Origin of the sequence: Sphingobium sp. CR2-8, from assembly GCF_035818615.1 — a bacterium.
Lineage (GTDB): Bacteria > Pseudomonadota > Alphaproteobacteria > Sphingomonadales > Sphingomonadaceae > Sphingobium.
This window is the reverse complement of sequence record NZ_JAYKZY010000001.1, coordinates 664,755-676,563: the sequence shown is the minus strand read 5'-3', so window position 1 is coordinate 676,563 and position 11,809 is coordinate 664,755. Positions and strand designations below refer to the sequence as shown.

9 protein-coding genes are annotated in these 11,809 nt (G+C 57.0%); all 9 read left to right on the top strand.

Annotated features, from left to right (window positions below):
- The first annotated feature begins 262 nt into the window (after nucleotides 1-262).
- The 9 genes from U5A82_RS02845 (at nucleotide 263) to U5A82_RS02805 (ending at nucleotide 11,562) form a co-directional block, all read left to right on the top strand.
- Nucleotides 263-1,375 (top strand): pyridoxal-phosphate-dependent aminotransferase family protein, encoded by a 1,113-nt coding sequence (locus tag U5A82_RS02845; protein WP_326288489.1) that lies wholly within the window; start codon nucleotides 263-265, stop codon nucleotides 1,373-1,375.
- 70 nt (nucleotides 1,376-1,445) lie between these two features.
- Entirely contained in the window at nucleotides 1,446-2,747 is a 1,302-nt protein-coding gene (locus tag U5A82_RS02840) for an aspartate aminotransferase family protein (protein ID WP_326288487.1), read from the top strand.
- A 46-nt stretch (nucleotides 2,748-2,793) separates the two neighbouring features.
- On the top strand, nucleotides 2,794-4,002 hold the full coding sequence (locus U5A82_RS02835; protein ID WP_326288485.1) for a hypothetical protein: 1,209 nt from the start codon (nucleotides 2,794-2,796) through the stop codon (nucleotides 4,000-4,002).
- 120 nt (nucleotides 4,003-4,122) lie between these two features.
- A complete protein-coding gene (locus U5A82_RS02830; RefSeq protein WP_326288484.1) occupies nucleotides 4,123-5,478 on the top strand; it encodes an acetyl-CoA hydrolase/transferase family protein in 1,356 nt (451 codons plus the stop codon).
- Between the two features lie 318 nt (nucleotides 5,479-5,796).
- Nucleotides 5,797-6,408 carry a hypothetical protein gene (locus U5A82_RS02825; RefSeq protein ID WP_326288483.1) on the top strand — a complete coding sequence of 204 codons (612 nt, stop codon included), beginning with the start codon at nucleotides 5,797-5,799 and terminating at the stop codon, nucleotides 6,406-6,408.
- Nucleotides 6,405-7,193 (top strand): hypothetical protein, encoded by a 789-nt coding sequence (locus tag U5A82_RS02820; RefSeq protein WP_326288482.1) that lies wholly within the window; start codon nucleotides 6,405-6,407, stop codon nucleotides 7,191-7,193. The genes U5A82_RS02825 and U5A82_RS02820 overlap by 4 nt, the downstream gene beginning before the upstream one ends.
- 381 nt (nucleotides 7,194-7,574) lie before the next feature.
- The gene (locus U5A82_RS02815; protein ID WP_326288481.1) at nucleotides 7,575-7,742 is read left to right on the top strand and encodes a hypothetical protein; all 168 of its coding nucleotides are present in this window, start codon (nucleotides 7,575-7,577) and stop codon (nucleotides 7,740-7,742) included.
- A gap of 507 nt (nucleotides 7,743-8,249) precedes the next feature.
- On the top strand, nucleotides 8,250-8,660 hold the full coding sequence (locus tag U5A82_RS21670; RefSeq protein WP_442802134.1) for a PHP domain-containing protein: 411 nt from the start codon (nucleotides 8,250-8,252) through the stop codon (nucleotides 8,658-8,660).
- A gap of 472 nt (nucleotides 8,661-9,132) precedes the next feature.
- Entirely contained in the window at nucleotides 9,133-11,562 is a 2,430-nt protein-coding gene (locus U5A82_RS02805; protein WP_326288480.1) for a HEAT repeat domain-containing protein, read from the top strand.
- Nucleotides 11,563-11,809 lie beyond the last annotated feature (247 nt).

Below are 11,809 nucleotides of genomic sequence, written 5' to 3'. Positions count from 1 at the left end.
TACGGAACACTCATAACGGTAATCCATGGTATCTCCACCCCTTCGCCTTGACCTATTATGTATTAGCGTCGTATTGATTGTATTGCATGTCAAGAAAATATTATTTGCTAGTTTAACCATCTGAAAATAAGGAATCTTTTTATATTCGGGACATATCATCGGCCGAATCTCACTTGATGCACGAACTTCCCTATTGACGAATAACACAACAAAAAAATACATGTACCAATACATAAGACAATACATTGAATGGATAGTTCGCATGGCAACCTCACATGGCACGCTGAACATGACCACTGGCCCGGTCGAGGTTTCGCCCTCCGTCGGTAATGCCGGCGTGGGGGTGATCGCTTCACCTCATATCGGGAATTTCTGGGAGTTGCATGACCGCACCGTGGCGCGCCTCGGGACGGTGCTGGGCACCAGGAGCACGGTGCTAGCCGTGCCCGGGTCGATTCGCATGGGCATCAGCCTTGCATTCGCGAATTTTGTAGAGCCCGGCATGAAGGTTCTCGCAATCAGCAATGGCTTCTGGGGCGAGCTTCTCGGCGCCTACATGCGGGAACGAGGCGCCATCGTTACGGAACTCAAGACGTCCGACCTTGCCCCGGTCCCAATCGAACTTGTCGAGCAGGCATTGCGCAAGGAACGTTTCGACCTTGTTTCGATCGTCCATTGCGAAACGAACGCGGGTATCGTCAATCCGATCGCGCAGATCGGCGCCATGGTGGCCGGAACCGATGCGCTCTACTTTGTAGACACGGCCTGTTCCGCCGGCGCCCAACCGGTGGAGACCGACGAGTCGCACATCGACATAGGGGTCACGGGCTCGCACAAGTGCTTGGGAAGTCTCCCGGGTCTGGCCATTCTGACCCTTTCAGGCAAGGCTCTCTCGCGCATCGAGGGGCGCAACTCCGCCCTCTGCAGCCTGAGCATCGCGAGTTTACGGCGGGAAATTCTCGACCGGCCGCAGCGCCCGCTGTTCACACTCCCGCCGACGCTGTTCCATTCACTGGCGACAGCCTTGGAGGAACTGGAAGCGGACGGACTGGATGCATGGTTCGCGCGGCACCGTGCTGTGGCCGCCCGGTTCCGAGAAAGCATGCGTGAGCTTGGCATGACCATGCTGCCTGAATTGGCTGGCACCGACGACCGCCATCTCTCGGTGGCGGTGCAGGCCGTCCATTATCCGGAAGGCATCGATGACGGGCAGTTCCGTCACCGCCTGGCCACCGAGCATGGCATTCACGTAATAGGCAACATCGGGGCATGGCAGGGGCGCTCGTTCCGCCTGGGTCTGATGAGCGCGCCGCAGATGGCCGATGAAACCCTCTCGCGCGTGATTGGCGCGATCGGCGCCGTGCTGGCCCACTGAAATCCGCTCACGTTACAGTTCACGTCACACACTACGCGCCCCGCCAAAGGGCCATTAGCAGGAAACACTCATGACCCAATCAATCCAGGAACGCAGTTTGGCCCAGATCGACCAGATTGCGCTGTCGAAAACCATTATTCCCGGCGGCTCCACCAACTCGCTGCTTCCGCCAAACGGTCTGGAATTTCTTGTCGACAGGGGCGAAGGAGCCTATCTCTACGATGTGGACGGCCGCCGTTTCCTGGACTTTATGATCGGCGCAGGTCCCCTGCTTCTGGGACATGCTCATCCCCGAATGGTCGAAACGATAGCCACACAGGCGCAGCGCGGAACCCACTATTTCAATCTCACTGCAGCCGCCGTCCAATTGGCGGAGCGGGTGTGCCGAATCGTGCCTTCAGCCCAGATGGTGCGCTACACTTCCAGCGGATCGGAAGCCACATTCCATGCCCTGCGGCTCGCTCGTGCGGTGACCGGACGCCAAGCGATCATCAAGTTCGACGGCGCGTGGCATGGCCACCACGACCTGGCGGTCTTTTCGATGGAATACTCGCCAACCCAGATTCCCGTGCCCTATGCGATCAGCAATGGCATCCAGAAGGGCGTCACGGACGAAGTCGTCGTTCTTCCTTACAATGACGCCACGGCATTCCGTGCCATGATGCGAGCATATCCCGGCCGCTTCGCTGCAGTCATTTGCGAGCCCATGCAGCGCACGCTCAACCCGTTGCCCGGCTTTCTCGAAACCCTGCGCGAGGAGTGCGATGCTGCCGGAACAGCCCTGATCTTCGACGAGGTCGTCTCGGGGTTCCGCATCGCTCCTGGCGGCGCACAGGAGAAGTATGGTGTCACACCCGATCTCACCGCGCTTGGCAAGGCGTTCGGTGGCGGGATGCCCCTGGCCGCAGTGGTCGGGCAGCGCCGCTTCATGGAGCACCTCGATCCGAATGATGGATCGAACCAGTACAGCTTCCACTGCGGCACCTTCAACGGCCTGCCCATGAGCATCGCATGTGCCCACACCGCGCTCGACGTGCTGGTCGACGAGGATGGCATTGGTCGTCTCGCCGAACTGGGGCTCTACGCGCGGGATCGCCTCAAGGGGCTGTTCCAGGATCTCAACCGGCCGGCCTGCATCACGGGTGACGGACCGATCTTCCATTTCTACCTCACCGAAGAGCAGGTTCACGACCATGCCGCGGTTCGTCGTGCCGACAACGCCTTCTCAGACGCGGTTCACCGTCGGATGTATAAGGCCGGCATCTACAAGCAGTTCAGCAAGGCCTATCTGAGCCTTGCTCATGACAAGGCGCACATCGACGAATTCTGCGATGTTCTGCGCTGGGCCTACCTGCAGGAAGTTTCCGCTTGAAGCATCGCATTCGGAAGGGGTCAGGCATGAAAGGGTGGGGTAGGCCATGAGCGGGACGCAGAACGGTTCTGGGATCGATCATGGCCGCGTGCCCGTAGCGGCTAGCATGATGCTGGGCACGCTGGCCATCATGTGCATTGGGACCGCCCCCCTTTCGATGGGCGCCATGGTGGAAGCGGGCAAACTGACCGCGTCCGCCATGGGCCGCGTCGCCACGGTGGAGCTGCTGGTCCTAGCGCTTGGCGGAATGATCGGCCCGGCGGTTCTATCGGGCGGCACGATGCGCGGCCGCCTCGTCGCGGTGTCCCTGCTGCTGCTGGGAGCCAACGTGCTGACCTACTGGAGCGGCCTGCCACTCAGTATATATTTGGTGCGGTCGGCAGCGGGGCTCTTCGAAGGGGTGCTGCTCTCCTCCACGATGATGATGATGGCCTCGTCACGCGACCCGGAACGCTTCGACGCCATATACCTTGCCGCATCGACCGTACCCCAAGTCATTGCCAACTACGCGCTCGCCCTTGTCCTGATCCCCCATTTTGGGGGCGTGTCGGGCTTCGGCATGATGGCGGCACTTGCGCTGATCGGGGTGATGGCATCCTGTCTGATGCCCGTTGCGCCCCCGCGCCGGTCGGTGGCTTTCACACCTACGCTGCGGTCTACCTGGACCCTGCCGGCCATTCTGGTGGGCGTGGTGATCATGCTGCACAACGCAGCGATAGGGTGCGTGTGGTACTACCTTGAACGACTGGGCACTCTTGCGGGAGCGACTCGTTTCGATGTGGGAATGGCCGTTGCCCTCTTTCTGGTCGCACAATTCTTCGGAGCCTCGACTGCGGCGGGTCGTCACAGTCTCTACAGGAACCGGTATTCCCTTTTCCACCTTAGCGCGATCCTGGGCATCGTGACCGTCGGTTTCCTGGCCATGCGCGTCGGTGTTCCGCTGCTCGTCCTCACCGTTGTCTATGGATTCTTGCAGATCGTCCTGTCGCCGTGCGCCGTTCGGCTGCTCATTATGTTCGACCCATCCGGGCGGGCCGCGACGCAGCTGATGCCGCTGACGCTTGTCGGTCTCGCGCTCGGCTCGTTCACCACCTCGTTTCTGGTTACGCACACTGATGTCGAGCCTGCCTATTGGCTTGGTGCAGGTCTTATGGTGATGGCCGGCGTGATTTCAGTGCTGGCAGTCCGGATTGCGGAGCGCCGGTCCAGTTCCCCATGCCCGGCGGGCACCGCACCTTGGATGCCAAATCCCTGACAGCCGTAGATGAGAGAAGATTGCGGATGCAGCGATCGGGCATGCTCGATCGCGGCATCCGCAAAAACAGAACCACAGAAACAAAACATGCTTGTCGCGTAGTAGGCTGGGAGAGAGAAGATGACGATGCACGGTTCCTGCGCAGAGCTATACAGGCAGAAGCTGGCCACTGCGGCCGAGGCGGTGCGACTGATCCCGAGCGGAGCCAAAGTAGTCCTCCCACCGGCTGCCGGCGCCCCGCCTGCCATGCTGGCGGCGCTGGCGGATCGTGCTCGCGCTGGCGGCGTTACCGATCTGCAGCTCTATTACATGCTGTCCGCAGCGTGTGCTGGCGGCACCGTGCTTGCCCCCGATCTGATGGATCACGTCACGCCCATGAGTTTCTTCCATGGCAGCGTGGAGCGTGAACTGGACGCCTTCAACCGAGCGCACGGCAAACCCGCGGTGCCGATGTTGCCGTGCCATTTTCACCAGGTTCCGCGAGCGATGGTCGATGCCATAGGCGTCGATACCTTGATCGCTACTGTTTCTCCCATGGATGAGCGCGGCAATTTCAGCCTCGGCACCAATGTGGATTACACTCTGGGCGTTGCGCGCAAGCCGGGTATCCGCATCATTCTTGAAGTAAATCCCGACATGCCGCGCACGTTTGGAGACTGCGAAATCCATGTAAGCGATGTGATGGCGCTGGTCGAACATGCAGCTCCGCTTCCCTGCTTGGGGCCAACGCCGCGCATAGCCACGGACGATATGATCGGAGCCATCATCGCCGGCCTTGTGGAAGACGGCGCCTGCCTGCAGATGGGCATCGGCGCGCTGCCGAACGCGGTGTGTGCCAATCTGCATGGACACCGCAACCTTGGCATCCATACCGAGATGATGACCTCCGGGCTTGCGGACCTGATGAAAGCCGGGGTGGTGGATAACAGTCGCAAGCAGACCCATGTCGGTCGGAGTGTCTTCACCTTCGCGCTCGGCGACCAGTCGCTCTACGATTTCCTGCACGAGAACCCAGCGATGGAAGCGCGCCCGGTCGATTACGTCAACAACCCCACGATCATTGCCCGCAATGATCGGGTGCTATCCGTCAATGCCACCCTTCAGATCGATCTGAGCGGTGCCTGCAACAGCGAGGTCGTAAACGGCCGCCAGTTCAGCGCGAGCGGAGGCCAGCTTGATTTCGTGCGAGGCGCCTATGCTTCGAATGGCGGAAAGTCGATTATCGCCTGTCATTCGACAGCTGCAAGAGGATCGATTTCGCGGATTGCGGCGCAATTGACAGGACCGGTTACAACGCCGCGCAACGATACCCATATCATCGTGACGGAGTTTGGCTGGCTTGATCTGAAGGGCAAAAGCCTGGCGGAACGCGCGGCGGGGCTAATTGCCTTGGCCCACCCCAATTTTCGCGATGAGCTGGGAGAAGATGCCCATAATTCCGGCCTTGTACCCCGACGGCTCTTCACGACGTCATGACAGTCGATCTTAGGCCTTTGCAATGACAACGCGCAGCCCGCAGTGAGATGTCGTCGAGGCCGTGGGATGGTTGGCACCCCTGCGGGTAAGCGCGAAGGACAGCTTTGCAACCGGACTGGCCATTCTGCAACGGCCTCGGAAACAACTCATCTCGTCGACTGCCGTCTCCGCACAAACGTCAGCTATCCTGCCACTCGGGTCTAGCATGCCGGCCAGTCTGCAGTGCGCCCTTCTTGGCTGTTCAACAGCTCAATCGCCGTCACGAGAAGCGGACGTTAGCTGCCCCGATCAGCCCATAAATGCGCAAGCCTGGCCCATATGAATTGCGTGATTGGAGCCAATTATTTGCCGTTGCTACCCGCCCGAAATACGGAAGCTGACTGCGCCGAAACGCCGCATCAAGAATTGTCACCAGCCCTTTTCCGCTGTTTGAGTGCCTCGACCATCTCGATCCAAGACGGGACGTCGTTATATGTCTCGCCTTCACTTGTCGGCTTATTTATGTCGCAATATTTATGGGGCCATGTAGCAGGGGAAATTCGGGTATGGGTGATGACTGATCGGCCTAACAGTCTGGCAATCGCAGACATAATGGATCTTGTCGCCAATGAAGGCGGTGATGTTCAGAAGATAATAGAGAAAGCTTACGATTGGGAACACACTCGCAAGCTGGAAGCTGGTAAGTGGTTGCTGGCCACAGGAACTGCGGCATTCATCGGTGTTGTAACTCTCGGAGCGAAAGAGCCACCAGTTGAGCCCATTTTTCTTTTTATTCTCGCTGGAGGGGGTGCTGCAACGATTGTATCGGGATTTGTTGCTTTATGGCGGGCTGGGACAATGCCTGCTCGACTAGCGCGAGTTACAGCCTTGGCGTACCGTCTAGACGAGATAAAGCCGTTTTTACGCCTGCTACGAGATAAGCAGCAGTGAGCTCGTTTCTCGATGCACTGAGTTGGCTACCAGATTTAGCCCAAAAACTAGGTGCTAATGGATCTGCCGTCGCGATAGGTGCCGCAGCGTCAGGCGCATCATCGTTCGCGCGCACTTGGTTCACCAATCGCAAAGCTAAAAAGGCGACTGAAGCTGCGAAGTTTCAGAGTGTTCTTGATTCAGGGGACATAGCCATAATTGGCGATTATTTGAAAAGATCTTTAGGCACTGTAAGTGCTGGAAGTTATGTTAATAATGATACCGTCCGTCGCCAAGTTAATGCGACCATAGAAACGATCTCGAAAGTTGTCGCCCTCGATCCTAATGATTCTGGTAAGGTGTCTTCGCAGACGGTCGCCGCATCACAAAAAAGCCATCAGCCCGAAATTACAGATCCGGACGATGTATTGGACACATCTGTGCAGCCAATACCTGCTGCCGTTTCCAATAGCTCCATTCTAAATGAAGCCATGGAAGAGTTGAAGTCAGGAAAATATTGGAATGCCTTATTTGCAATAAGGCGCGATCTGGAGGTAAGGTTGCGTAATTTGTCTGGCGCAGGGGTTATGGTCAACCCAGGTAGATTAATTTCTGATGTTGAGGCTGCTAAGGCTTACAAGATTTTTTATAGAACTGCCTCAAGAGCAATTCATGGTGATCCAGTTGCCGATGACGATGTTATTGCCGCTATGGAAGCTGCGAACTACCTATATTGGGCACTGGATAACAAGCCAGACAGTTTCCGAAACGATCCGCGCCAGCGGCCAAGTGAGGTTCCATTGTGAACGGCTCAAATGCATTTGCCATGACGGTATTTGGCGAAAGAAATCAGCTCGCATTGGTCCCGGTGGGCGCGTAGCTGCACGTTCAATGTTAAACTGCTGATGATAGGTTTCGACGTAACCCGACATATCCGCAGCCGCACCGGAAAGTCGTAAGATGATCGCGAGGCGATGGTATTCGAAAGGCAGTTATTCGAGGCCCCTGACTCAGACCAGACAGTCCGAAACCGGCCAGAGTTGCGCATTCCCCCCGCTGTAGTTCGTATCTGTGCGAATGCCCGCTTCACACCAGGACCGGTCGTCCTCTATCGTCTGCTGGTTATCGAGGATGGTCGGCGAGTTTCGGTTTGCGTCACCTCCAACTGGAGATCATAGGCATTGGAGATGGACGACCAGACCAAGGACATCATTGCCCGAGCCGTCGAGCGAGCGCCGCTTTGGCTGCGGAACGATTTCGTGTCGAAGGACGCGGGCGTACGCCGCACAGCCGAGGAGACGATCACGAGCATGATTATCAACGCGCTTGCCGCTGGAACGGGTGAAGGGCCTTAGCTTCAGGAATGATCAGACCCGCTACCGCGCGGTGGCTGGGTCTCGGTCAGCGATGATTCGCGCCAATCAAGGCTTGGGCCGTGATCCGCGTTTTAAGACGCTGAAAAGTTCAAAACGAAGAACGATTCCCATCATTATGGATGTGTCTCGCCTCAGCAAGCACTTGAAATGGGACCTGGCATTGCTATCTCTGCATTGTCGTTCTTTCCCCCTTTAGAGCGACACCTCCCTGAACCTGGCCCCGTCGTTGAGTTGTCTCCGGCGGGGTTTCTTTTGGCCGCCGGGGTCAGTTCGTCTGGATGTTTCGTCAAGCAGGCAGCGAGCCTTCTAAAATCAAGAAAGGCTCCGCCAGCGGGGGGATGCTGGCAGGGCCGAAATTATATCGGACCGATTGCGGGGGGCAGAATTGCGATCCGATATCGACTTAACAAGGCCAGGCCATTCGAGTTCCTTGAATGAGCCTCGGTCCCGCTTCCCGTTTGCATTAAAAGAACATATAAGGAACAAATGCGTTCCGATGGCCTGCGTTATGTCGAACTTCAATGCGCCTCCCATTTCACCTTTTTGCGGGGCGCCTCGAGCTGTGAGGAACTGTTCGCGCAGGCTGAGGCATGCGGGCTGGAAGCCCTCGCGATCACCGACCGCAACAGCCTAGCAGGAATTGTGCGCGGCTATGAGGCCGCTAAGCTCACCAATGTTCGGCTGATCGTTGGTTGCCGGCTTGATCTCGCCGAGGGCGACAGTCTCCTCGTCTACCCGCTCGACAGAAATGGATACGGTTTGATCCATGTTTCAATGCGAACGCCGCCAGGTGGATTTTTACGTCCGCCTTGGCTTCCACGGGAAATTACTGGGTTGCAGTCGGTATCTACCATAGCCCAAATCCTACGCGCCAGCGTCGGTATTCCGCATCCGTAGCCAGGCACATGCGGCGGCGATATGGCGCGTCGATATTTCAGATGGACCGGTGAGGCAGGTCCAAAAATTGGAGCGGAAGAATGTGGGTTTAATGTCGCTTTCGAAACGGTATGACCGAATGACAAAGCGAGGGGCGCATTGATGGGGCAAGAAGTTTACGTCATCCATTATAACAGCTTGCCGGACGTTGAACGCGTCAGCGAACGGACCATGGCAACTTAAATCGAAGCCGAAAGGGTGGCCTGGTCCCACTTTCTCGAGGAATTGACTGCCAATTCCGAGAGGGTCATTTTTTCAATTCGACAGTCCGTCCGCACGGTCGGAACTCCGGAAAAAGCGTTTGATCAGTTTGAAGGAGCGCAGGAAGATAGCACCCCGTTTTCGAGCGTACCGTTGGACGACCGCACCATCAACGCTTCCTCGATCATGATTATCCTTGCCGTTTCCATTCTGACATGGCTGAATTATTTTCATGGATATCAAGCTCATCCGCGCTTTCATTGCCTCTCCAGGTGGACTTGAGGCTGAACGGCAGGCGGCCTTTGCTGCCGCTGAAGAAGTCAATCGATCGGTAGCCCGGCCTTTGGGTGGGCGGCTTGAGCTCATCGGCTGGGAAGAGACGCTGTCGGGGATCGGTCGGCCTCAGGCGATCATCAACGCCGACATGGAAACCTGCGACCTGTTTATCGGCGTGATGTGGACCAGTTGGGGGTCGCGACCATCGCAGGATGGACCCTATAGCTCGGGCTTCGAAGAAGAATTTTCTCTCTCTTTTGATCGCCATCAGGCAACCCAAAGTCCGCTCATGGCGATGTTCTTCAAGGAGATCGAGGCGGAACGCCAGCGTGACCCCGGCGAAGAGCTCAAAAAAGTTCTCGCCTTTCAGGAGAAGCTTCGAGCCGAACGATCCTTGCTCTACAATGTCTTCACCGACGCTGGGCATTTTGCGTCTAAGGTCAGGGAGTTTCTTTCGAGCCATGTCATCAAGATGCTCAAGCCCGAGCCGACCCTCCCAGCCGAGCAAAAGAAACCGGGTGGCCAGCCGACTGATGAGAATGCGCAGCCAGCCGGCAACATGCGGGCGTCTGCGAGTGAAGTCGAATTTCTCAAGCAATATGTACGGCTACATGAAGCCGGAGACGATCCCAGTCTTGCCGACGTTGCAAGGTTGCGCCTTGTCGCGGGCACGTCCGGAAAGAGCCAGAATGACAAGCAACTGATCGGCGTTCATGACGCCAACATCCTTTATAACCAGCAGGTAGAATTTTCATTTATCGAGCAACGCGGGCTGTTAAGTCGCGGTTTGGCAAGCATCGATAATGAAAATGCGCCCTTGTGGTCGTGGCTGGCACTGGTTGAGGCAGAGCGCCCCGGAGCGCTCTCACTTTCAAGCGTGCTCGGCGAGGAAAGCGAGCGCCTTGGCGCGCTGATTGTGATGCGTTTGCTTGGGGAGCCAGTCCAGGCCGTTGCCGGCGTCAGCCCTAACAAGATAGTTGAGTTTTGGTTTGACGATGATACCCCGAAAGCGGTCAGAAATGCGGCTTTGCGATATCTTGAGAGCCATGGATCAGCTGCACATTTGCCATCGGTGCAGAGGGAAATTGACCGAGCGTCGCAAGATACGAGCGACGCGGCGCTCGTTGCCATGATCGGCATGCTGCTTCGAACCGATGAACTTGCAGCGGCGCGCTATCTTCTTTCCGCTTCTTTCGAATCGATGAAGAATGCCGTTCTCGTCGAGGGTCTCTCTCATTTTGCCGACTTGGCGTCTGACGAAGTTCTGGTTGGACTGGATCACCGGGCGCCGCGTGTCCGCGCTGAATCCGTCTCAGTCCTCAGCAAGCGGTCGGCTCTGTCCTATGAGACGATCGATCGCGCTCTGGATGACGAAGCGGCCATCGTCCGGTTGGAGGCGGTCAGGGCAAGAGAACGTATCGGCCAACCGCTATCGCTCGATGAGGCAGAAACTGTGATGGTAAGGGCGCAGAGCAGGCCCAGAGGCTTGTTGTTTGCGCAGCCTAGTGCCGATCCGGTCGGCAAGACGCTTTTCGGGCGGTATCGTGCTGAAAAATTGCGTTTGCTGACAGTCGCCGCATTACAACCCCTGCTTGACCATCCCTCGCATCGCCATGAGGCACGCCGCGTGCTGGCTCTGAGGGACCCGGTCCAGACCGGTCCAGCACTCAGAGAGCATCTCAAACATGGTTATGTGAAATATGTTGCCGAAAATTGGCCGGATGGATTCAAACCTGAAAGCAGCACGGTTCTAGGCGGGCTAATGCTGGGAGCCTCCGCGACGCCTGATGATATGGCGGCGACTAAGGCGCGCGACCTTGTTCGCGAGGGGCTTGAGGTGGTTGTCGGGCAACGGGACAAGGCCGACCTGGGGCTGGTCCGTGATCTCCTCGATCAGTATAATATCTCTCCAACAATCCCGGTGATAGCCTATCTCAAGGCACTGGGGTCTAAAGACGACATTGATCGCTTGGCTCGAACATCTCGCTTTTCCTGGTATGGTATCGTTCAGGAAGACCTTGAAGGGGAGTTTGCCGCGGCAGCAAATGCCATCCTTAAGCTGGCCGAAGATTTCGGCGATCTGCTTGGTCGACCTCTCCCTGAAGAAATGCGTGCCAAGCTGATCCAACTCGTTCCAGCGGCGGAATTTGCTCGCCTCAGCGATCAGGATATCCTCTCCAACCTGGTGACGGACGATCATCTGGTTCGCAGGGCGACTGCGATGAAGATATCCTACAGCCTTTCACGAGGACGTATCAGGAAGCTGCTACTGGCCTATAAAGCCGATGAAAAAGGCATCTATTATCAGGTGACGCACTGGCTGGACCTGGGATTGAGCTATTCGCGGAGCACCGCTCGCCATGTGGTTCACGCGAAGCTCAGTTGATGTCCAAGATGCTTGAAGGGATGCAAGCTTGATATGCCGGTTCGAAAGTCCAAGAGGTAGGATATGGCTGTTATCATTGGTTGCGACCTTCATCTGATGAAAAAAGGCGTTTTGCCTCAGCTTCGCTGTGATCGGTCAGTAACCGGAAGGTCGGTTTCAGCCTGATTAAGACGCGACCGATGTAAGGCTGTTGCCGACCTATTGATGGAGGATGATGCAGAGCTTGAGCGTTATATCAGTTCCGCAA